A 21,384-nucleotide genomic window follows, 5' to 3' on the forward strand; every position below is an offset into this window, starting at 1 on the left:
CGTGAGGGGGCTTTGATGGCAGACGCGCGCGGTGGTCGTAATGCTCGACCGCCCGGAGGTGGCCGCGGCCGTCCCCGTTCCAAGCCGGCTGCCGGGCGCGGCGCTCGTGGCGGTGCGGGTCCGGCGCGCGCACCCCGCCGTCAGGGTTCGCCCCCGGGCGCGTCGGGTGCGTCCGGCAGCAGCTCGTCGTCGGCGTCCAATGCAGACGTACGCCGGGGCGGCAGCTCCGCGCGGTCCTCTGGCGGGAGTGCCCGGGCCACCTCCGCGCGGTCTGGCGGATCGGGCGGAGGCTCCCGGTCGGCCGCTCCGGCGCAGCCGGCGGGTGAACAGCGCCGCCGATCGAGCCTGACCGGCCGGGCCGCGATCCTCGCGCTCGTGCTCGCCGCATTGGTCGTGTCGTACGCGTCCAGCCTGCGGGCCTGGGCTGAGCAGCGCTCCCGGATCGCCGAACTCCGGGCCGAGTCCGCGCAGCGCACCGAACGCGTCGCCGACCTCGAGAAGGAACTCGAACGCTGGCGCGACCCGGCTTACGTCGAGGCGCAGGCGCGGGAGAGATTCGGCTGGGTGATGCCGGGCGAGACGGGGTACGTCGTCGTCGGCGGCGATGGTGACACCGCTCCCAAGGCTCCGAGCTCCGGACCGGCGGACCCGTCTGACCGGGCGCAGCGGCCGCCGTGGTGGGGCGGGCTGTGGGGGAGCGTCGAGGAGGCCGGCAACCCGCCGAAACCAAAGCCGAAGCCGACTCGCCGTCCGGCCCCCGCCGCGACCATCGACCCGAACGCGACGAGCCCGTCCCAGCCGAAGCGCTAGGGCGTGGCCTCTAAAATGACGCAAGCGATGACCGAACTCCCTGACGACGCCGCCCCTGCCGCGGCAGACGCGACTGTTGATCCGGATGACCTGGCGGCGGTGTCCCGCCAGCTGGGCCGGCCCGCCCGGGGAGTCCGGCGGGTGGCCCACCGCTGCGCCTGCGGCCTGCCCGACGTCGTGGCCACCGAGCCGCGCCTGCCGGACGGAACGCCGTTCCCCACGACGTTCTATCTCACCTGCCCGCGCCTGGCTTCGGAGATCGGCCGGCTGGAGTCGAGCGGCCTCATGCGCGAATGGACGCAGCGGCTGCGGACCGACCCTGACCTGGCCGCGGCGTATCACCGGGCCCATGAGCACTACCTCGCCTACCGCGCCGCACTCGGTGAGGTGCCCGAGATCGCTGGCGTCTCGGCGGGCGGCATGCCTGACCGGGTGAAGTGCCTGCACGCGCTGGTCGCGCACTCGCTCGCCGCCGGGCCAGGCGTCAACCCACTGGGCGACGAGGCGCTCGCGCTGCTTCCCGACTGGAGTGCGGGCGGCCCCTGCGTCGAGGTGGACCTGGAGACCCCGGACCACTAACCGGGGCCCCATCTACGTAGCACCCGCGGCCCAGCGCGACAAGCCCTAGCCGCGCTGGACTGGCTCGCAGAAGCCCGTGCGGTCGATGCTGGTCCTGCTCAGAAGGTCCCGAGCCTGTACGCGGGCCAGGTTCCAGCTGTTCCACGGGTCCGGCTTGTCCAGCCGGTTGGCCCAAATGACCTGGCGCAACACGCAACTGCGAGTCGGCTCGGCCAGCCGGTCCAAAGCGGGTACGGCCTCAGAGGCGAGGTCGCCGAGGTACGCCACGTCGAGCCGGCCGGCCTCGCGAACGTTCAGCTGGGTCTGCGCCACGCGAAGGTCGGGATTCCAGATACCGAACGCGAGCAGCCCCACACCGGTGACCGCCACCAGCGTTCGAGGAAGCCAGTACGCCCGGCCACGGCCGGCCAGCCGCAGCGCGCCCGCGATCAGGACCAGAGCGAAGATCGCGGCGAGCCAGAAGATGGCGGCCCCGACCGAGGCCCGCAGCCTCGACAGCCCATACACGTCGATGTAGAGGGCCAGCCGTTGCTGCGCGGAGGCTAGGACCACGAGGGTCAGTCCGCACAACAGTCCGAGCTGCCCGGCGATCAGCCATCGGTCGCGGCCCTGGAGGGCGAGCGTTCCGGCGACTACCGCCACGATGGCGAGTACGAAGACGCTGATCCACACCAGCTGGAAGAAGCCTGACCGGGCGTACTCCGCGTACGTCAGCCCGGCCGTCCGCAGCACCTGCCGCTGACCGCCGAACAGCACGGAGATCTGCACCACCACGAACGTCGCGAACAACAGGTTGAGCGCACTGAGCGGTATGAACCACATCGCCCGGCTGACGCGGAGGCTGATCTGTGGCGGAGTCGGCTCGACGGCCGGTTGGAGGGCGGCCAGCACGGCCGCCGCGAGGAGCGCCCCGAAGACGACGAACACGAAGATCCGCGTTGGCGCGGGAGACAGCCAGTCGGAGGCCTTGAACAGCTGGCTCAGATAGCTGGAGAACACCGCGTCGGCGGACGAGAACAACGCACCGAAGACCAGCAGGAGCAAGCCGGTCAGCGCCGCTCCGACCAACACAGGTCCCATCCGCCTCGGGGCCGCGATCCGCTTGAACGGCGCTTCCAGGAACCACGGAAGCCGCAGCACTGCCATCGGCACCGACAGCCCGCCTTTGATCACGCCGAGCCACCCACGCCCGTTCCCGGAAATGGCGAGCGCGGCCAGCAGAAATGCGGCCAGCAGGAGCAGCGACACCAGCCAGTCGGCGTCCCGTACGACCGCGACCGCGACCAGGCCGTAGGCGAGCGCCAGAAACGTCACTGACCAGGGGGTGATCCGCTCCCGCAGGGCGGGGGCGGCCGCGACCCCCAGAGCGACCGCAACCAACAGAAGTCCGATTCCTGGCGGGCCGTACGGCAGGGCGATCGACGCCAGGACGCCGACCGCCCCGGCGGCGGGCAGGAGCCAGCCTGGTGTTCTGGGTAGGTCGGGGCGCGGAAAGAGCGGCGGCGGAACGTACGGCGAAGCGGGCTGCGGCTTCGGTGTCTCCGCGGGCGGCGCGACCGGTGCGGCAGGGGAGACCTCGCTCATGGTGATCCTTCCGGGAAGGTCGATCGTCATCGTGCAGCCAGGACCGTCGTCGACGCGGATGGAGCCGTTGTGGAGTTCGACGATCTCCTTGGTGATGGCCAGTCCGAGCCCGGTGCCGCCGTCGTCGGCGGCGCGTCCGGCGTCCAGCCGGGAGAAGCGCTCGAACACCCGCGCCCGGTCCGCGAGCGGGATACCGGGTCCCTGATCCGTCACGGTCAGGCGTACGCCGGTGCCGCGTGGAACGGCCGCCAGGGTGACCACACCGCCGGGCGGGCTGTGGCGTACGGCGTTGTCGAGCAGGTTCGCGAGGACCTGCGCCAGCAGGTCAGGGTCGGCGCGAAGGGCCAGTCCGGGTGCGGCCCTGGCCTTGATGGTGATGTTGTCGCCGGCCAAGCCCGCTTCACGAACCGCCTGGTCGCAGAGCTCGCGGAGCTCTACGGACCTGGACTCGATGATCCGGATCCCGGACTCGAGTCGCGACAGGTCGAGCAGTTGGGCGACCAGGCGGCCAAGGCGTTCGGCCTGGGCCAGGGCTGTGCCCAGGGTCTCCTGGTCCGGCTCGGAAACTCCGTCGACGAGGTTCTCCAGGACGGCCCGCAGTGCGGTGATCGGGGTGCGGAGCTCGTGGCTGACGTTGGCCACGAGCTCTCGCCGTTGCCGGTCCACCTCGCCGAGATCGGCGGCCATCGCGTTGAACGCCCTGGCGAGTTCGCCGACTTCGTCGCGAGACGTGGCTTCGACGCGCAGGTCGTACCGTCCCATGGCGATCGTCTGTGCCCCGGCCGCCATGTCTCGCAGTGGCTTGGTCATACCTCGGGTCAGCACCTGCACCATGAGCAGGGCGAGGAGCGTCGCCAGCGCCGCCCGCATCAGACCGGGTACGCCGGCGACGATGCCAACTTCGTTCACGACGAACGCTGTCGCCACTCCGAGCACGATGACCAGCCCGAGCTTGACCTTGATCCGGCCGAGGCCGGCGAGGGGACTCGTGAGCGCCCGCGAACGGGTGTGGGTGGGGGTGGGGGTGGGCCCGGACGGGCGAAGCCCGTGCGGGGCCGGATCCACACTGCGGGTGGGCCCGGACGGGCGAAGCCCGTGCGGGGCTGGATCCACACTGCGGTCCTTCATGGGCGGACCAGGGCGTAGCCGACACCGTGCACGGTCCGGACCACACCAGGTCCGAGCTTCCGGCGCAGTGCGCGGATATGACTGTCGACCGTGCGGGTGGCCGCTGGTTGCGAGAAGCCCCAGATATCGGTGAGCAGGCGTTCCCTTTCGAAGACCTGGCCGGGCCGGTCTGCGAGGCGCCTGAGTAGGTCGAACTCGGTCTTGGTGAGCTGGACTTCGGCGTCGCGTACGAACACCCTCCGCTCGCCCGGGTCAATGGCGACAGCCCCGATCCGCACCACCTGGTCGTCGACCGCGAGCCTGGCGGCCCGGTCGACCCGGCGCAGCAGGGCGTTCACCCGTGCGACCAGTTCGCGCATGCTGAACGGCTTGGCCATGTAGTCGTCCGCACCGACCCCGAGTCCGACCAGCAGGTCGGTTTCCTCACCGAGCGCCGTCACCATGAGGACGGGTACGGGCCGGGTCGCCTGAATCCGGCGGCAGACCTCCAGCCCGTCAACCCCGGGCAGCATCCGGTCCAGAATGACGAGGTCCGGCTCGTCCTGCTGGTACGCCGCGAGGGCCGACTCTCCGTCGCCGGTGCACCGCACCTCGAAGCCCTCAGCCCTCAGGCGGTGCTGGATGGCCTGCGCGATCGTGTCGTCGTCCTCCACCACGAGGACGCGCCGGTGCTGAGCGGTTTCCATGGCCGAAGCCTAGGACCGCGCTGTGCAGGCATCCTGAGGGAAATTGTGAAGATTCCGCGCACATGGAATGCCTGTGCCCGGGTCAGGCGGAGGAGCGGGGATCACTTGACGAAGGCCTCGCGCACCCCGGGCACTCGCCTGAAGGAGCCCTTGCTGCAATAGGTTCGTAGCAGGGGTCCAGCTGTGAAGGGAGACGGTGCGACGTGAGGGTTGCGGCGATCGACTGCGGAACGAACTCGATCCGGCTGCTGGTCGCGGACATCACTCCCGATCCCGAGACCGGCATCGACCGGCTCGTCGACCTTGACCGGCGCCTGGAGATCGTCCGCCTCGGCCAGGGCGTCGACCGTACCGGCCGGCTGGCACCGGAGGCGCTGGCCCGCACGTTCGACGCGTGCAAGCGGTACGCCGACCGGATCGCGGAGCTTGGTGCGGAGCGGATCAGGTTCGTGGCCACCTCGGCCTCGCGCGATGCGGACAACCGCGGGGAGTTCGTGGCGGGTGTCCGCGACCTGCTCGGCGTCGAGCCGGAGGTCGTCACCGGTGACGAGGAGGCCCGGCTGTCCTTCGCCGGCGCGACCCGCGAGCTGGCCGGACACGGGCTCGCGAGGCCGTACCTCGTGGTCGACATCGGCGGCGGCTCGACGGAGTTCGTCGTCGGCGCCGACAAACCCGATCGCGCGGTGTCGGTGGACATGGGCTGTGTACGCCTGACGGAGCGCTTCCTGCACGATGACCCACCAACCGCGGACGAGGTGGCTGAGGCTTCCGCGGAGGTGGACCGGCAACTCGACAAGGCGGCCTTGACGGTGCCGCTCGACCAGGCCCACACCCTCGTCGGGCTTGCCGGCACCGTCACCACCTTGGCCGCGATGGCGCTCGACCTGCCGGCGTACGAGCCTGACCGCATCCACCACGCGCGGATCCCCGCGAACGACATCCACGCGGTGACCGAGCGACTCCTCACCATGAACCACGACGAACGCCGCGCCATGCCGTTCATGCATCCCGGCCGGGTCGACGTGATCGGGGCGGGCTCGCTGATCCTGGACCGGATCCTGCGGCGGGTCGGCGGTCACCTCGCGATCAACGAGGTGGTCGTCAGCGAACACGACATTCTCGACGGGATCGCCTGGTCCTGCGCTGAGTAGAGGATCGGCGACGATGACCGTCAAGCCCGCCTTGCCGCATCCGGTGACCGGAGCGGCCTACCCCAGTCCCGTACCCCCGGGCACCCACTGGCCCGACGACCCGGCGACGGCGCGGACGCCGGTGGCCGAGCAGGCCGAGGACGTCGTATCCCTCGCGGTGTCGGCCTCGGACCTTCACCAACTCACCGCCCGGCAGTCGGTCTGCCGGGCGTGCCCGCGACTGGTCGCGTGGCGTGAGCAGGTGGCGGGCGAACGCCGGCGGGCCTTCGCCGATCAGCCGTACTGGGGTCGGCCCGTGCCGGGCTGGGGTTCCGACGCCCCGAAGGTTCTCATCGTGGGACTGGCGCCGGCCGCGCACGGCGGCAACCGGACCGGCCGGATCTTCACCGGTGACCGTTCCGGTGACTGGCTCTTCGCCGCGCTGCACGAGGTGGGCCTGGCGGCGACCCCGACGAGTACGTCCGCCGGCGACGGGCAGGGTTTGCCGCAGGCCCGAGTGGTCGCGGCGGTCCGGTGCGCGCCGCCCGACAACAAACCCCTGCCGAGTGAACGGGACGCCTGCTTCCCCTGGCTGGTTCGCGAGGTCGAGCTGTGCCGGCCGTCGGTGCGCAGTGTGGTCGCGCTCGGTATGTACGGCTGGAACGCCGCCCTCCGAGCGTTCGCGGAGGCGGGCTACTCCGTGCCGCGACCGAGGCCGAAGTTCGGACACGGAGCCGAGACGGTGCTGGCGCCGCGGACCGCTGGGCCGCCGGAGCACCCGGGACAGGAGGTGCTCCTCGTGGGCTCCTATCACCCGAGCCAGCAGAACACCTTTACCGGCAAGCTCACCCACGGCATGCTCGAAGCGGTCCTTGATCGCGCCAAGACCTACGCCGGCCTGGAGTAGTCCACGGAGTCCCGGACGCCAAGAGGCGAGACGTTACGTATCACGCGAGGCATATTGCGTGTTATGCAAAGTCAAGGCCCGCCGCTCCTGCCGCTCCTGCGGTCCCGGCTGCAGGCCGAGCTGCTTACCCTGATCTTGCTCAATCCTGCCCAAGAGTGGACCTTGACCGAGCTCGCCCGAATTGTCGGCACCTCTGTCGCGACCGCTCAGCGCGAGGTCGCCCGCGCTGAGCAGGCCGGGGTGGTCACCTCGCGTCGACTCGGCAATGTCCGGCTTGTTCGGGCGGCGGACTCCCCACTCACCGAACCCCTTACCGAGCTGTTGGTTAGATCATTCGGTCCGCTCCACGTCATCGCCGGGGAACTCGCCGACGTCGACGACATCGAGGCGATCTACCTCTTCGGATCATGGGCGGCCCGCTATGCAGGAGAGCAGGGGAGGGCGCCCAATGACATCGACGTCCTGGTCATTGGCCGACCGGACCGAGACGAACTCGATGATGCGGGTCAGCGCGCCGCCCGTCGGCTCGGACGCGAGGTCAACATGACCATCCGCTCCCCGCAGTGGTGGCGCGACAGTAACGACGCCTTCCATCGCCAGATCGCTACCCGCCCCCTTGTCCAAGTCGCCGAAAGGGCAAGCGCATAGAGGTCAGGTCGAGGCTGAGGCCTTCTCGGTGGTGAGTCGCTTGATCCGCTTGGTGCCCCATGCGCCCAGCGGGCGGAGGGCGTCGTTGAGGGACCTGCCGTGCTCGGTGAGGGAGTACTCAACCCTCGGCGGGACTTCGCGGTAGACCTCCCGGTGAACCAGGCCGTCCTCCTCCATCTCCCGCAGGTGCTGGATAAGCATCTTTTCGCTGACACCGACCAGCCCTCGCTTCAGTTCGCCGAAGCGGCGCGTGCCGTAGTTGTCCAACTCCCAGAGGATCAGCGACTTCCACTTCCCGGACACCACGTCCATCCCAGCGTCGATGCCGCAGATGTACGGGCCGCGCCGCGTGCTCGACGTCATCAGATCTCCTCCCGCGTCGTACCTGCTCACGCCCAATGCTTACCAGAAAGTAAGTATTGAACAAATAAGTAGGTACTTGTCGGAACGGATGTACGGACGAAGGATGGAGGTCGGCGCGCCACGCACGAACCACCAAGCGAAGAGAAGGAACCTTCGATGACCACCAGAACCACGTTCCTTGGATTGGGAGCGATGGGCAGCGCGCTCGCGGTGGCGGCGCTCGACGCCGGCCGACCCACCGTCGGGTGGAATCGCACGCCGCACCGGGCGCAGGTCCTCGGCGAGCGCGGTGCCACGGTCGCCGACACCGTCGAGGACGCGGTGGCCGGCGACGGAGTGATCGTCGCCTGCCTGTACGACCACGAGTCGGTGCACCAGGTGCTCGATCCAGTCGTGGCTCGCCTGTCCGGGCGTACTCTCATCAACCTCACGACCACCACGCCCAACCAGGCTCGGGAGCTTGCCGCCTGGGCCGCCGAGCACGGCATCGACTACCTCGACGGCGCGATCATGGCAGTCCCCGCGATGATCGGCGGTCCGGGTTCGGCGCTCTTCTACAGCGGCTCGACCTCGGTCTTTGACGAGCATCGCGCGCTGCTCGATCTGTGGGGCGAGAGCAGCTACTTCGGGACCGACGCCGGCCTGGCCTCGCTGCAGGACCTGGCGATGCTCGCGGGGATGTACGCGATGTTCGCCGGCTTCCTGCACGGAGCGGCGATGGTCGACTCCGTGGGGGTGCCGGCGACGGAGTTCGCCAGCCGGCAGGCGCCGTTCCTCGCCGCCATGACCGGGTCGTTCGCGCACGTCGCCGCCATCATCGACGCCAAGGACTATGCCGGCGAGGGTCAGCAGAGTCTGGAGTTCACCCAGGCCGCGCTCGACTCGATCCTGCAGGCGAGCATCGACCAGGGGGTCAGCGTCGAGGTGTTGCGGCCCGTGCGCGACCTCGTACGCCGCCAGATCGCCGCTGGGTTCGGCAAACAAGGTTCTGACCGCATCTTCGAGGAGCTCAGGAACACCCGATGACCGCCGCAAGTAACCAGATCCCAGTCACCGTCATCGGCCTCGGTCCGATGGGCCGCGCGATGGCCAACACCCTGCTCACGGGCGGGCACCCCGTCACGGTGTGGAACCGCACCCCGAGCCGCGCCGACGAACTCGTCGCCGCGGGTGCGACGCTCGCTCCCACTCCGGCGGCAGCGGTCGCCGCAAGCGAGCTGACCATCCTCAGCCTCACGGACTACCAGGCGATGTACGACATCCTCGGCCCGGTCGTCGAAGACCCGCGGAACGCCGATGCCCTTGCTGGCAAGGTCCTCGTCAATCTCAGCTCGGATACGCCGGACGTGTCCCGCGACGCTGCGACCTGGGCGACCAAACAGGGAGCGAGCTTCGTGACGGGCGGTCTGATGGTGCCCGCCCCGGCCGTCGGCACTCCCAGCGCGTACGCGTTCTACAGCGGACCCAAGGACGTGTTCGGCGCGTACGAACCCGTGCTGAGGTTGATCGGAGAGCCGAAGTACCTCGGCGCCGACCCGGGCCTGGCGCAGCTCTTCTACCAGGCGCACCTCGACGTCTTCCTCACCGGGCTGTCGAGCCTGCTCCACGCGACGGCGCTCGTCACCGCGGCGGGCGTCCCGGCCGCGGAGTTCCTGCCCGGTGCGCTGACCACGTTGACCGACATCCCCGCGATGATCGGCGACGGGCACGAACTCGCCCGCCAACTGGAATCCGGCGACCACCCCGGTCACCTCAGTACGGCAACGATGATGGGCGCCACGGCCGACCACATCCTGCGTACCAGCCAGCAAGCGGGCATTGACGTCGAGCTGCCCACGGCGGTCAAGGCGCACTACGACAGGGCGATCGCCGCCGGCCACGGTGCCGACAACTGGACCGCTCTCTACGAGGTCATCAAGGCACACTGACCGCACGCGCTACCAGGTGTGTTTGGCGGCCTCTCGTAGGGCGACGTCTCGATTCGGGGCGTAGGGGCCGCCAGACGTGCCGATGTCCGCACTGTGCGGGGAACTGACATCTGGCGTGCGTTGATCCGCATGATCTACCCGCAAGCCGGCTGGGGCGTGTCCCGTAGATCAGGCTCGGTCAGCGAGCGGCACGCATCCCGCGTGAGGTGGCTGGTCGGTGGGGTGAGTGGAACCTACTCGAGCTTTTGTCTCACCTTCTGGTCAATCCAGGGGGTTGTCTCACATTGTGTACACCTGGCGGGTACTTCACATGGCTAGCACCTGCTTTGCATGGCGTCCATGCCATGTGAAGCCCGTAATGACCACGTATACGTGATCATTCAGGGGGCTGGCCTCCACCGGAAAACCTGATCTCCAGGACACGCCTACAGGCCGAACTCCTTCAGGCAGGGCTTGAGTCCCTCGATGGTGACGCTAGGCCGGTTCGTGGCCGCCCATCCCTCGCGGGTCAGGCGGAATCGTTGGGAGATCACGGGCTTGCCGTTCAAAACGTCGCGGTCGATGCCGTCGGGCTGGTAACCGAGTTTGCGAGAGACACCTATTGATGGGCTGTTGTCTGTGAACGACAGGGAGGTCGCCTCGACCGCGTTGAGTCCGGCGAAGGCCAGGTGTAGGGCCGCGGAGCGCATTTCGGTGCCGATACCGCGGCCTTGGTACTCCAGTCCCAGCCACGATCCCGTGACCACCTCGCGCAGCGTCGGGAAGTCGCGCGACCTCAGGTCCTGGATACCCACCGGGCGCCCGTGCTCGAAGACCGCGAGGTCGAGCGCCCAGGCCCCGGGAGTCCAGGTGCCGCGCCGATGCCAGTGGCGCTGCATGACCACGCGCGCCCGCTCCACGGGAGGAGCGTCCGCCCACGGGGTGAGGAACGGCTGTTCGTGGGGTTCGTGGACCCCGCGCGCCGCCACGTCGGCCAGCTCGCCGAGTTCGTCCTCGGTGGGGAGCCGGAGTTCGAGGCGGGCGGTCCGGATACGCAAGCCCAGCAGGGGCCAGTGGTCGATCAGCACCGCCGAAGTATCGACCGAGGAACCTGCGCAAGCCCAGGGAATTTTGGTGCGCCTGTCTCCGCGCGGCTGCCCCGAGTCGCGCCGGTCAGTGCCCGAGTAGCCCCGCGATGCGGACCACTGAGTCGAGTGCCGGCAGGACCCGCGCGGGCTCCATCCGGCCCTGCCAGTAGACCAGCAGGTCAGTGCCGTGCAGGCTCCAGTTCGGTGTCAGCCCCGCCAGATGGGTGCGTACCAACGCCGGCCCGATGATCTGGCGGACCATCTCCGGGTGGGTGCTCCGCACGTGGAAGTCCTTGTCGAACTGATCGATGCCGATCTCGGTGTCGTCCGGACCGTTGAGCCAGCGCCACATCCGTGATCCCGAGCCCCGGCTGCTGACCTCGATGCCGGGGTACGTATAGGGCAGATGTACGACACAGACCACGAAGTCGTGACTGTCGGTGGTGACCTGGGTCTGGCCGTTCACATGCGTCGTCTGCGTCGTGTGGTAGGTGTACTCCGCGACGCTCACGGGCATGTCACGGTAGATGCCGGTGAAGAGACAGCGCACCCCGCGCGGGTTGGCACCGGGGAGCCTGGCCGTCCAGGGCACCTCGACGCTTCCGGCATATGCCGTCCAGCCGATCGAGTGCGCCCATGCGGCGAGTGACTCAAGGCGCCGTTGTTCTCTGCGCTGGGCGAGCATGACGAGGGGGACCGTCAGCACGACGAGCGCGGCGACGAGGGCAATGACGATGACAGCGATGATCGCGCCCAAAGCTTCCCTCCCACGTTCCTTCGAGCTTAAGCGTCCGACGAAGGTCGTTGTGACGTTCCCGACAGGCTCAGGGACTTTGTGAATGTATTCACGAGGGACTAACGTGATGGATGACCGAGGAGGTGAACGGACGTGAACAAACGCCACGTCCTCATCGTCGGGGGCGGGTACGTCGGGATGTACGCCGCGCTCCGGCTCCAGAAAGCTCTCCGCCGGGACATCAAGAAGGGCGCCGTCGAGATCACGGTCGTCGACCCGCGCTCATACATGACATACCAGCCGTTCCTGCCCGAAGCGGCCGCCGGAAATCTCGAACCCCGGCACGTCGTGGTGGCTCTTCGACGGGTGCTCCCACACGTGAAGGTCATCACCGGCCGGGTCGTGGCCATCGACCACGCGAACCGCACCGCCCGCATCGAACCCCGCGGGGGCGACGAATACGACCTCCACTACGACGAGTTGGTTGTCGCGCTCGGGTCAGTTGCCCGGACGCTCCCCATTCCAGGGCTCGCCCAGGTCGGCATCGGCTTCAAGCAGGTCGAAGAAGCGATCTGGCTCCGCAACCACGTCATTGACCGGCTCGATGTCGCCGAGTCGACCCGGGACGAGGCGGCCCGCCGCCGGGCGCTGTCGTTCGTCTTCGTCGGCGGTGGGTACGCCGGCGTGGAGGCGCTCGGCGAACTCGAGGACATGGCCCGGTATGCCTGCCGCTACTACGAACACGTGAACCCTGACGAGATGCGCTGGGTTCTCGTGGAGGTCGCCGACCGGATCCTCCCCGAGGTGGGGGAGGAGATGGGTCGCTACACGGTCGACGAACTCCGCAAACGCGGCATCGACGTGAAGCTCCACACCCGGCTCGAATCCTGCGTGGACGGGCATGTCGTCCTCTCCGACGGGACGGAGTTCGACTCCGACACGATCGTGTGGACCGCCGGTGTGAAGGCGAACCCCGTACTTGCCGCCTCCGACCTGCCGCTCGACGACAAGGCGCGGGTCAGGGCTGAGGCCAACCTGCGGATCGTCGACACTGAGGACGCCTGGGCGGCCGGCGACAGTGCCGCCGTACCCGACCTGACCGGCCCGCCAGGTGCGATGTGCGGCCCGTCGGCCCAGCACGCGGTGCGCCAGGCCAAGGTGCTCGGCGACAACGTCGCACGCGCCCTACACGGTCGTCCGATCCGGGACTACCGCCACAAGTATGTCGGCTCGGTCGCGAGCCTCGGCCTGGGCAAGGGCGTCGCGCAGGTCTACGGCATCAAGCTCAAGGGCTGGCTCGCGTGGTTCATGCACCGCACCTACCACGTCAGCCGGATGCCGACCCTGAACCGCAAGATCCGCATCATCCTCGACTGGACGCTCGCCCTCTTCTTCCACCGCGAGCTGGTCTCGCTCGGCACCCTGCAGCGGCCACGGGAGGAGTTCGAACGAAGCGCTCTTCCGCGCCAGGCGACGCCGCTCGAACACGTCGGCGGGGCGGCCCGGGCGGGGGTCGGTCTCAGGAGATAGCGTCGGACGCGGCGATCCGTGGCCGGTCCACGGATGGTCGTACGAACAATGGGGGTGAGCGTGGCCGGACCAGTTGTCGCGGAACGCCTTCATGACGTGTTACGCCGGTTGTTCGGCCGGGAGGCGCCGGTCCGCATCCACGCGTGGGACGGATCGGTGGCCGGTCCGGCCGATGCGCCGGTCGTGCGGGTCCACTCCCGGCGGGCGCTTCGCCGCCTGATGTGGCGACCTGACGAGTTGGGGTTGGCGCGCGCCTACGTCGCGGGGGAGGTGGACGTCGAAGGTGACCTGCTCACCGCGCTGGAGCGGCTGGCGCCGTTCGGGCGTTCCATCGGGCGGCGTCCCGAGCTGACAGCGGCCGACCGGAGCGAGTTGTTGCGCACCGCCGTCCTTCTCGGCGCCGTCGGCCCGCAGCCGAAGCCTCCGCCCGAGGAGATCACCGGAGCCGACCGCCGGCACGCGCTGGTCCGCGACAAGACGCTGAGCGGCGCGCATGACGGGCCGGTGACTCCGGCGCTCCTCGCGCGGGTCTTCGGGGAGACGCTCGTGCCCTCCAGCGGGTACTGGTCCGATCCGTCGTACACCCTCGACGACGCCCAGCGGGCCGGTCTGGAGCTCGCCTGCCGCAAGCTCGGGTTGACGAGCGGGATGCGGGTGCTGGACGTCGGCTGCGGTTGGGGTGCGTTCCTGCTGCACGCGGCGGAGAGGTACGGCGTGACCGGCGTCGGTATCACGCTGTCCCCCGACCAGGTGGAGGTGGCGACCAAGCGGGCGGTCGAGGCCGGACTCGCCGACCGGGTGGAGTTTCGCCTGGCCGACTGGCGGGAGGTCATCGACGGTCCGTACGACGCGATCGTCGGCAGCGGGATGATGGAGTACGTCGGGTCGGCCCGGCTCGCGGAGTACGCCGGAACCCTCCACGAGCTCCTGCGCCCGGGCGGCCGGTTGCTCGTCCACCAGGTCAGCCGGCGCGGCGACCCGGTGGTGCAGGAGCGGTCCTTCATCGACGCGTACGTCTTCCCGGGCGCCGAGCTGCTGCCACTGGGGACGATCGTCGGCACCTTCGAGGGGGCGGGGTTCGAGGTACGCGACCTCGAGTCGTTCCGGGAGCACTACGCGCGGAGCCTGCGGGCCTGGGTCAGTAACCTCGAGGAGGCCTGGACCGCGTGCGTACGCCAGACCTCGCCGGGGCGGGCCCGGGTCTGGCATCTGCATCTCGCGGTGTCTGCCCTGGCCTTCGAGGCGGCGAGGATCAGCGTCCACCAGCTCCTTGCCGTCCGGCCCCAGTCGGACGGACGATCCGGGATGCCGAGCACCCGATTGGAGTGGACGCTCTAGTGTCATCTGGTGAGTGCAGGCTCTAGCCTGGCGCCGAGCACGTGGACGTGAGTAGCAAGCCCCCGTAGCCCAATTGGTCGAGGCGGCCCACTTAAAATGGGTGTCAGTTTTTGTGGGTTCGAATCCCACCGGGGGCACCACCCACATCGCCAAGCTCCGCGCGTATCGAACGGTGACCACAGTCGGGACATCGGGTTGTAGCGCTTCGTAGCACACCCGAGATATCCTCGGCCGCATGACCGAGCACGCGTCGCACGAGATTACCCAGCGGGAACTCCGCAACGACTCGGGCGCGATCATGCGCGCGGTTGAGCGGGGCGAATCGTTCACGATTACTCGTAATGGGACTCCGGTAGGACGTCTGATCCCCTTGCGTCGGCGCACGTATGTCCCTCGTGAAGAAGTGCTGGCTGCCTTCGCCACCGCGCCGGTTCTCGACGCGGAAAGGTTCCGCCGGGACATCGACACCGTCGCTGACCAGGATCCCTTCCGCCGTGAGTGGTGACCAGGTAAGCCGCGGTCTGGTCGACACGAACATCGTCGTCCACCTGCCGGCTCTCGACCCGTCACACCTACCGGACGAAATGGTGATCAGCGCGGTGACTCTCGCCGAGCTGTCCGCGGCGCCCCACCATGCCGGTGATGCCGCGGAACGGGCACGACGAATGTCGGTCCTCCAACACGTCGAGGCCACCTTCGATCCGTTGCCCTTCGATACCGAGGCTGCCCGTGCTTATGGGCTGGTCTCAGCCGCTGTGCTTGAGGTTGGACGTAAGCCGCGCCGGCGGGTCGCCGATCTCATGATCGCCTCCGTCGCGATCGCGCATCGGCTGCCGCTCTATACCACCAACCCGGATGACTTCACCGGACTCAATGATCTTGTCACCGTCGTTTCGGTCAAGCGGCCTTGAGGTTCCTGGCCACCGACACGGCCTGACCGCCGCGCGCCACTCAGGACAAAATGGCCGGCGGTTCACTTCCCGGCACCGCGTTTGTCGGTACCGTTCAGCTGCGGCCGACGCTTTACGGCTGCACTGCGACGTCACAGCGCCCGGCGCATGCAGCCCCGAGGCCACCGGTCCAGGCCGTGTGTCGCTTCGCGCTCGCGAATCTTCCGCAGGCCCGGGGTGAGCTCGCTGTCATCCAGGAGCTGGAAGCCGCAGCGCGCATAGTAGGGGGCGTTCCACGGGACCTCGACGAACGTGGTGAGGGTCAAGGCGGGCGCCCCCTCGCTGGTGGCGTGAATCGCCAGATGGTTCAGCAGAGCCCGGCCGATACCGCGATGCGCACTGCCCGGGTGCACCGAGACCTGTTCGACATGGAGGTTGCCGTCGACACGGTCGGCGATCAGGTAGGCGACCGGGGTATCGGCCTCGTTGACCGCGACCCAGGCCAGCCCGGCCCGGTGGTAACGGGCGAGCTCGCCGAGCGGGAGCGGCTCGTCGTCGGCGATCTCCGGCATGCCGATGTCGCGGAAGCACCGACCGGCGGCCCGCTCGATGTCCTGCAGGCGAGGCAGCTCGTCCAGACGCACGGCTCGAATATCCATGGACGCATTGTCCAGGGGCAGCCGGACGGGGCACCGAGATAGGCGGCCACGCCGGACTGCCGCCCGCCGCTGGACCTCTCTGGTCACAACAGGGATGGACGACCCGGAGTGGTCAGGGAGGCAATCCGGCGGGCAAGGCTCTGGTATGCGTGCCGATCGCATCCGTCGCCTTCTGGACCTGACCGACGAGCGGTAGTAACTTCCCCGGGAACCCACGACCCGGGTGAAACGTCTCCGAAGTGACGACACCGGCTTTGCCGATTCATTACCATTGCCGTCACTGTGTGGGTTCCGGCCCCCACGGGCTTCGCCCGTAGGGCCCACCCCCACCGCCATTGTGGGTCCCGGTCCCGCGGGCTTCGCCCGTAGGGCCACCCCACTGCCCCGCACGCCATCGGATCCGCCTCGGCGGAGGAGGACAGAGCATGCAGAGCAAGAACCCGGTGTTCCGGCGCCGCGACGCGTTCCAGTCGACCGGGTACGCCGCGGCGGCGTCGACCATGAACAGTGAACAACTCCAGGAGATGTACAACGCGCCGGCGTACGACGGGCCCCGTCGTGACCGGATGACGATCGACGACGTGGTGGCCCGGACCGCCATGACGCTCGGCACCCTCATCGTGGTGGCCGCCGCGACGTGGCAGCTGGCGGGCCCCCTTCAGCCGTCCCACTTCGGCCTTCTGCTCGGTGCCGCGCTGGTCGGGCTCGGGCTCGGCTTCGTCATTGGGCTCAAGCACATCACCAACCCGGTGGTGATCCTGTCGTACGCCGCCGTCGAGGGCGTGTTTGTCGGGTTGGCGAGCAAGGTGCTGTCGGCGTACGCCGGAGACTCCGGCATCGTCGCGCAGGCCGTGCTCGGCACGCTGTGCGCGTCGGCGGGCATGCTCGCGGTCTACAAGTTCCGCGTCATCAGGGTCACGCCGAAGTTCCAGCGGTTCGTCGTGGCCGCCACGATGGGCTTCTTCCTCATCGTGCTGGCCAACCTGGTGCTGGGTATGTTCGGTATGCCCCTCGGCACCAGCGGGTTCGGTGCCATGGGCCTGCTCTTCGCGGTGATCGGTGTCGCCCTCGCCTGCTTCAACCTCCTGCTCGACTTCGACTACGTCGAGCAGGGCATCGCGCAGGGAGCTCCGAGCAAGGACGCGTGGTTCGCGGCGTTCGGGCTCACCGTGACGCTCGTCTGGCTCTACATCGAAATTCTGCGGATCATCGCGATCCTGCGCGGCGGAGACTGATGCTCCTGAAGGCGCGCCGGCCCTGAGGCGGACGCCTTCTCCACGACGCGGCGGGTCCCCGATCTTTGGTCGGGGACCCGCCGCGTCGTATGTGAGCGATTGGGTCGGGGGCACCCTGGTACGGCTCTATTGGACAAGGGTGCCCCCGACCCAGTCAGCCGCTTACGGACGGACCTGCCCGGTCGATGCGGATCCGGAGGAGACACCGGCGTTCCCGCCTCATCGCGGCGCGGTAGTCGTCCCAGTCCGGGTGCTCGCCCGCGATCCCGCGGTAGTAGTCGACGAGCGGCTCCATCGCGTCGGGGAGGGAGAGGATGCTGGCCTCTCCCTCGACCTGGACCCATGGGCCGTAGAACCTGTCGGTGAAGACGCAGAGACTCGCTCGGGGGTCCCGGCGGAGGTTACGGACCTTGTAGGCGGGTTCGCGCGTACTGATCGTCGCGAACCCTTCCGCGTCGACGCCGACGGTGACGGGCGAGAGCTGCGGTAGCCCGTCGCCGCGGAAGGTGCTCAACACGGCGTGGTGATGGTCGCGCAGGAAAGCCCGCGCCTCGTCAGGATTCATGTGCGCGGTCGTACTCCCGCTCGAAGATGCCGGCTGGGCGGACGAACTCAGCCGAAGTAACGCTGCGCCCGCTGGAGGTCGTGCTCGTGCACGATGGCAGTGGCGTGCCCGTGGGCGATGCCGTACTCGGCGCGAAGCCACTTGACCCGATCCTCGAACCTGAGGAAGGCAGGGCCGTCTTCGAGAGCTCTGAGCCACTCTGGGAGATCGCGGCCAGTCGCGTGGGACAGGCGGGCGACGAGATTCTGATGGGTCTCTTCGGAGTGGTGCAGAGCCATGACAGCCTCCCGGAGTGCGGGGTCAGAGTCGGGTCATGTCACCGAGCCTGCCTGACGTTCGCCCTGGAGACAACCCCCCATTCCCTACCGGGGCGAATCGGGCGGAAAATCTCCGTCCATCGGCGAGATCGCTTGTGTACGTTGACGATCACGATCCGGTGGACTCGACCACTCGGGCCGGGAAGCCGCCCGTGGCGATGGGACCCCAGCTTTCGATCTCGATCTCGATCAGGCTTTTACCCTGGCGTTTCATGGCCGCGCGGTATTCGTCCCAGTCGGGGTGTTCGCCGCTGATGCAGCGGAAGTACTCCACCAGAGGCTCCAGCGCCTCGGGCAGGTCGAGCACGCGGGCGATGCCGTCAACCTGGACGTAGGGATCGCTCCAGCCCTCCGACATGACGCAGACGCTCACGCGTGGGTCACGGCGGGCGTTCACCGCCTTGGCCCGGTCTGGGTAGGTGGAGATGACGATCCGGCCATCGCTGTTGAGACCGCAGGTGACGGGTGACAGCTGCGGCCGGCCGTTGCGGCGGGTGGTCGCGAGAAGGGCGTTGTGGCGGGTACGCAGGAAGTCGAGGAGTTCGGTGCGGGTCGGAGTGCGGGCGGTGGCGATCGATGGACTCATGGTCCTCCACCCTACGGCGCGCGTCGTACGCCTCAGGACAGGCGTTCGAGGAGGATGGCCATGCCCTGACCGCCGCCGACGCACATGGTCTCCAGGCCGATCTGCTTGTCCTGCCAGGCGAGTCCGTTGATCAGCGTCGTCATGATCCGGGCGCCGGTCATCCCGAAGGGGTGCCCGAGCGCGATGGCGCCGCCATGCACGTTGAGCTTGTCCCAGGGAATGCCGAGATCCTCCGCGGAGGGGATGACCTGGGCCGCGAACGCCTCGTTGATCTCCACCAGGTCCACGTCGGCGATGGTCATGCCGGCCCGGGCGAGGGCGCGCCGGCTGGCTTCGACCGGCCCGAGGCCCATGATCTCCGGCGACAGCGCGGAGGCCGCCGTCGCGACGATCCGGGCGAGGGGCGTGATCTGGAGTTGCCTGGCCCGCTCGGCGCTCATGATGACGACCGCCGCCGCGCCGTCGTTGAGGGGACAGCAGTTTCCGGCCGTGATGGTGCCGGTTGACCGAAAGACCGGCTCGAGCGACGCGACCTTCTCCAGCGTGGTGCCGAACCTCGGGCCGTCGTCGTCCTCGACCACCCGCCCGTCGGGGAGTGGATACGGTGCGATCTCCCGGGCGAAGAAGCCCGCCCTGCTGGCCTGCTCGGCGAGATTCTGTGAACGTACGCCGAACTCGTCCTGGATCGCGCGGCTCACGCCTCTCGCGGTCGCGACGTTCTCGGCGGTCTGTCCCATGGCGATGTAGATGTCGGGGAGCAGACCATCCTCGCGAGGATCGTGCCAGGTCTCGTTGCTCGCGGCGTACTTCGTCGTGCGCGCCTCGGCCTCGGCGAACAACGGGTTGTGCGTGTCGACGGGATCGACGCCCGCGCTGCTGAAGCCGGCGTACCGGGAGACGCACTCGACACCGGCGGAGACGAAGACGTCGCCCTCGCCGGCCTTGATCGCGTGGAACGCCATCCGTGCGGTCTGGACGCTCGAAGCGCAGAACCGGTTGACGGTGACGGCGGGCACCGTGTCGAGACCGAGTTGGACGGCGACCCGGCGGGCCATGTTGCCGCCATGTTCGTCGCGCGGCTCGGCGCAGCCGAGGTAGAGGTCGTCGATCTCGGACCGGTCGAGTTGTGGCACCTTGGCGAGGGCCGCGTCCACGGCGAACGCCGCGAGGTCGTCGGGGCGGGCATCCTTGAGGGAACCCTTCACAGCGCGGCCGATCGGCGTCCGCGCGGCGGCGACGATGACTGCCTCGGACATGACCCCTCCTTCGGTTACCCGTAAGTAATCTCGAGGCTAGTACGCGGGCGGCCGCAACGGTAGCGAACCAGCCGGACGACCATGCTTGGTTCCGGAGGACGCACGCAATCCGGGACAGGACGTACGACCCGGGCCACAGGACCTGGCCCACCACACGAGTCGGGCCGCCGGGACGAGCCGGGCCGGGTGCCGGACCCGGCTCGTCCGGTGGTTCTACGGCGGCGCCGCCTGCGGCGAGGGTGCGGTCGAGAGGTAGCGCGCGTGGAGCTGGCCACATGCCGCGTCCACGTTGCCGCCGAACTGCTGGCGCCGGGTCGCATGGACGCCGGACGAGCGCAGGGCGGCGATGAACGAGCGAACCCGCGCTGGTGGCGGTCGCCGGTAGGCGGGGTTCACACCGACCGCGTCGTTGTACGGGATCACGCTGACGTGGAACAACCCGGGCCGGCGGAGTTGGGTGACGAGCTCGGCGAGTGCCCGCGCGTGGTCCTCGGTGTCGTTGAGCTCGTCGATCAGGAGGTAGGCGAGGTAGACCTTGCGGCGGGCCCGCGCGACATGGGTGTCGAGGATCTCCAGGCAGTCCGCCAGCGGGAAACGTTGCTGGAGAGGGATGAGCGACCGGCGTTCCTCGTCGTACGGCGAATGCACTGACAAGGTGACGTTGACTTGCGGGTGTTCGTCAACCAGGCGACGCATTCCGGGCGCGAAACCTACCGTTGACACCGTGATCCGGCGCGGGCTGAGCCCGTGTAGCTCTTTGTGGGTGAGCATTTCCAGTGCTGGGAACGTGTGGGGATTGGCGAGCGCCTCCCCCATTCCCATGAAGGCGATGCTGTCAACCTCTTCTTGTCGCGGTCCCCGGAAATAGAGGACCTGGTCGCAGATCTCGTCGGCGGTGAGGTTGCGGAGGAGTCCCACGGCTCCGGTCGCGCAGAACGTACATCCAAGCCCGCAACCGACCTGGGTCGAGATGCAGAGCGAGGTCCAACCGGTGCGGTAGCGCGCGAAGACGGTTTCGATGCGGGCACCCTGGCGACTTTCGAACAGGACCTTCTCGACCTGTTCGCCGTGCTCGCTGGCGATCGGCCGTAGCGCCAAAACGGACGGACCGAACTCCTCAAGGAGCGCTTCGCGTAAGGGCTTTGGGAGTTCGCTCAGGTCCGCGAACTCCGTACTCCCGCGCTCGTGAACGGCGCGGAGGATCTGTCTCAGGCGGTACGCGGGATGTCCCGCGGTGGCAAGGAACTCTTGCAGGGCGGCGTACCGAGTCCGGGGCGGCGGATTCGGAAACACGTGAACATACACAAGGGACGGGCTCCCAACGCAGAGGAAGGCGAACGGACAGAAGTCGAGGAGAGCCCAGCTGACAGGAGAGTTGCGCGCGGATCCGGGCGGCGAGCCATCCTCAAGACGAGGAACGCCGGCATCCGGACGTGCGGCGA

General features: G+C 68.7%; 23 protein-coding genes and 1 tRNA gene. 13 read left to right on the forward strand and 11 right to left on the reverse strand.

The features are described from left to right. Positions 1 to 15 precede the first annotated feature (15 nt). Both B141_RS51440 and B141_RS0115700 read left to right on the forward strand, forming a co-directional pair. The gene (locus B141_RS51440) at positions 16 to 810 is read left to right on the forward strand and encodes an FtsB family cell division protein (RefSeq protein ID WP_084678317.1); all 795 of its coding nucleotides are present in this window, start codon (positions 16 to 18) and stop codon (positions 808 to 810) included. 27 nt (positions 811 to 837) lie between these two features. After that, positions 838 to 1,389, forward strand: coding sequence for a DUF501 domain-containing protein (locus B141_RS0115700; RefSeq protein WP_020576128.1), 552 nt, complete (start codon positions 838 to 840; stop codon positions 1,387 to 1,389). Positions 1,390 to 1,434: 45 nt separating this feature from the next. Here the strand turns inward: B141_RS0115700 and B141_RS0115705 are convergent, their stop codons facing one another. Both B141_RS0115705 and B141_RS40890 read right to left on the reverse strand, forming a co-directional pair. After that, positions 1,435 to 4,086, reverse strand: coding sequence for a DUF4153 domain-containing protein (locus B141_RS0115705; RefSeq protein WP_020576129.1), 2,652 nt, complete (start codon positions 4,084 to 4,086; stop codon positions 1,435 to 1,437). A gap of 11 nt (positions 4,087 to 4,097) precedes the next feature. Continuing rightward, entirely contained in the window at positions 4,098 to 4,787 is a 690-nt protein-coding gene (locus tag B141_RS40890) for a response regulator transcription factor (RefSeq protein ID WP_020576130.1), read from the reverse strand. Between the two features lie 203 nt (positions 4,788 to 4,990). Between B141_RS40890 and B141_RS0115720 the strand changes: the two genes are divergently transcribed. The 3 genes from B141_RS0115720 (at position 4,991) to B141_RS0115730 (ending at position 7,472) form a co-directional block, all read left to right on the forward strand. Further along, positions 4,991 to 5,938, forward strand: a complete 948-nt coding sequence (locus B141_RS0115720) for a Ppx/GppA phosphatase family protein (protein ID WP_020576131.1) — start codon at positions 4,991 to 4,993, stop codon at positions 5,936 to 5,938. Between the two features lie 13 nt (positions 5,939 to 5,951). Continuing rightward, the gene (locus tag B141_RS0115725) at positions 5,952 to 6,824 is read left to right on the forward strand and encodes a uracil-DNA glycosylase (protein WP_020576132.1); all 873 of its coding nucleotides are present in this window, start codon (positions 5,952 to 5,954) and stop codon (positions 6,822 to 6,824) included. Positions 6,825 to 6,887: 63 nt separating this feature from the next. Beyond that, positions 6,888 to 7,472: a hypothetical protein gene (locus tag B141_RS0115730; protein WP_020576133.1), complete on the forward strand. Its 585-nt coding sequence runs from the start codon at positions 6,888 to 6,890 to the stop codon at positions 7,470 to 7,472. Between the two features lie 3 nt (positions 7,473 to 7,475). On the opposite strand, the gene B141_RS0115735 is transcribed toward B141_RS0115730, so the two are convergent. Further along, positions 7,476 to 7,835, reverse strand: a complete 360-nt coding sequence (locus tag B141_RS0115735) for a winged helix-turn-helix transcriptional regulator (protein ID WP_020576134.1) — start codon at positions 7,833 to 7,835, stop codon at positions 7,476 to 7,478. Positions 7,836 to 7,991: 156 nt separating this feature from the next. Here B141_RS0115735 and B141_RS0115740 point away from each other — a divergent pair, with 156 nt between their 5' ends. Further along, positions 7,992 to 8,861 (forward strand): NAD(P)-dependent oxidoreductase, encoded by an 870-nt coding sequence (locus B141_RS0115740; RefSeq protein ID WP_020576135.1) that lies wholly within the window; start codon positions 7,992 to 7,994, stop codon positions 8,859 to 8,861. Then, complete coding sequence (locus B141_RS0115745) at positions 8,858 to 9,763, forward strand: NAD(P)-dependent oxidoreductase (protein WP_020576136.1); 906 nt, start codon at positions 8,858 to 8,860, stop codon at positions 9,761 to 9,763. Before B141_RS0115740 ends, B141_RS0115745 begins: the two co-directional genes overlap by 4 nt. 425 nt (positions 9,764 to 10,188) lie before the next feature. Here the strand turns inward: B141_RS0115745 and B141_RS0115750 are convergent, their stop codons facing one another. Then, on the reverse strand, positions 10,189 to 10,830 hold the full coding sequence (locus B141_RS0115750; RefSeq protein WP_020576137.1) for a GNAT family N-acetyltransferase: 642 nt from the start codon (positions 10,828 to 10,830) through the stop codon (positions 10,189 to 10,191). Positions 10,831 to 10,915: 85 nt separating this feature from the next. Further along, a complete protein-coding gene (locus B141_RS0115755) occupies positions 10,916 to 11,587 on the reverse strand; it encodes a hypothetical protein (protein ID WP_020576138.1) in 672 nt (223 codons plus the stop codon). A gap of 132 nt (positions 11,588 to 11,719) precedes the next feature. On the opposite strand from B141_RS0115755, the gene B141_RS0115760 reads away from it, so the two are divergent. The 5 genes from B141_RS0115760 (at position 11,720) to B141_RS0115780 (ending at position 15,345) form a co-directional block, all read left to right on the forward strand. Further along, the gene (locus B141_RS0115760; protein WP_020576139.1) at positions 11,720 to 13,096 is read left to right on the forward strand and encodes an NAD(P)/FAD-dependent oxidoreductase; all 1,377 of its coding nucleotides are present in this window, start codon (positions 11,720 to 11,722) and stop codon (positions 13,094 to 13,096) included. Positions 13,097 to 13,156: 60 nt separating this feature from the next. Beyond that, positions 13,157 to 14,434: an SAM-dependent methyltransferase gene (locus tag B141_RS0115765; RefSeq protein WP_237742708.1), complete on the forward strand. Its 1,278-nt coding sequence runs from the start codon at positions 13,157 to 13,159 to the stop codon at positions 14,432 to 14,434. A 58-nt stretch (positions 14,435 to 14,492) separates the two neighbouring features. After that, positions 14,493 to 14,574: transfer RNA gene (locus B141_RS0115770), tRNA-Leu, on the forward strand. 95 nt (positions 14,575 to 14,669) lie between these two features. Then, a complete protein-coding gene (locus B141_RS0115775; protein WP_020576141.1) occupies positions 14,670 to 14,939 on the forward strand; it encodes a type II toxin-antitoxin system Phd/YefM family antitoxin in 270 nt (89 codons plus the stop codon). Further along, positions 14,929 to 15,345 carry a type II toxin-antitoxin system VapC family toxin gene (locus B141_RS0115780; protein WP_020576142.1) on the forward strand — a complete coding sequence of 139 codons (417 nt, stop codon included), beginning with the start codon at positions 14,929 to 14,931 and terminating at the stop codon, positions 15,343 to 15,345. The genes B141_RS0115775 and B141_RS0115780 overlap by 11 nt, the downstream gene beginning before the upstream one ends. 131 nt (positions 15,346 to 15,476) lie before the next feature. Here B141_RS0115780 and B141_RS0115785 read toward each other — a convergent pair whose 3' ends face one another. Then, the gene (locus B141_RS0115785) at positions 15,477 to 15,983 is read right to left on the reverse strand and encodes a GNAT family N-acetyltransferase (protein WP_026257262.1); all 507 of its coding nucleotides are present in this window, start codon (positions 15,981 to 15,983) and stop codon (positions 15,477 to 15,479) included. 425 nt (positions 15,984 to 16,408) lie between these two features. Here B141_RS0115785 and B141_RS0115790 point away from each other — a divergent pair, with 425 nt between their 5' ends. Further along, positions 16,409 to 17,218: a Bax inhibitor-1/YccA family protein gene (locus B141_RS0115790; RefSeq protein ID WP_020576144.1), complete on the forward strand. Its 810-nt coding sequence runs from the start codon at positions 16,409 to 16,411 to the stop codon at positions 17,216 to 17,218. Between the two features lie 154 nt (positions 17,219 to 17,372). Here the strand turns inward: B141_RS0115790 and B141_RS0115795 are convergent, their stop codons facing one another. The 5 genes from B141_RS0115795 to B141_RS0115815 all read right to left on the reverse strand — a co-directional run bounded on the left by B141_RS0115795 (position 17,373) and on the right by B141_RS0115815 (position 21,235). Further along, positions 17,373 to 17,783 (reverse strand): PPOX class F420-dependent oxidoreductase, encoded by a 411-nt coding sequence (locus B141_RS0115795; protein WP_020576145.1) that lies wholly within the window; start codon positions 17,781 to 17,783, stop codon positions 17,373 to 17,375. A gap of 47 nt (positions 17,784 to 17,830) precedes the next feature. Next, positions 17,831 to 18,061 carry a DUF4287 domain-containing protein gene (locus tag B141_RS0115800; protein WP_020576146.1) on the reverse strand — a complete coding sequence of 77 codons (231 nt, stop codon included), beginning with the start codon at positions 18,059 to 18,061 and terminating at the stop codon, positions 17,831 to 17,833. 148 nt (positions 18,062 to 18,209) lie between these two features. Beyond that, positions 18,210 to 18,686: a PPOX class F420-dependent oxidoreductase gene (locus B141_RS0115805; protein WP_020576147.1), complete on the reverse strand. Its 477-nt coding sequence runs from the start codon at positions 18,684 to 18,686 to the stop codon at positions 18,210 to 18,212. 32 nt (positions 18,687 to 18,718) lie between these two features. Then, the gene (locus B141_RS0115810; protein ID WP_020576148.1) at positions 18,719 to 19,942 is read right to left on the reverse strand and encodes an acetyl-CoA C-acetyltransferase; all 1,224 of its coding nucleotides are present in this window, start codon (positions 19,940 to 19,942) and stop codon (positions 18,719 to 18,721) included. Between the two features lie 213 nt (positions 19,943 to 20,155). Then, positions 20,156 to 21,235, reverse strand: coding sequence for a radical SAM protein (locus B141_RS0115815; protein WP_040421421.1), 1,080 nt, complete (start codon positions 21,233 to 21,235; stop codon positions 20,156 to 20,158). Positions 21,236 to 21,384: the final 149 nt, after the last annotated feature.

The sequence above is a fragment of the Actinopolymorpha alba DSM 45243 genome, from assembly GCF_000373925.1.
Taxonomy (GTDB): Bacteria; Actinomycetota; Actinomycetes; order Propionibacteriales; family Actinopolymorphaceae; genus Actinopolymorpha; species Actinopolymorpha alba.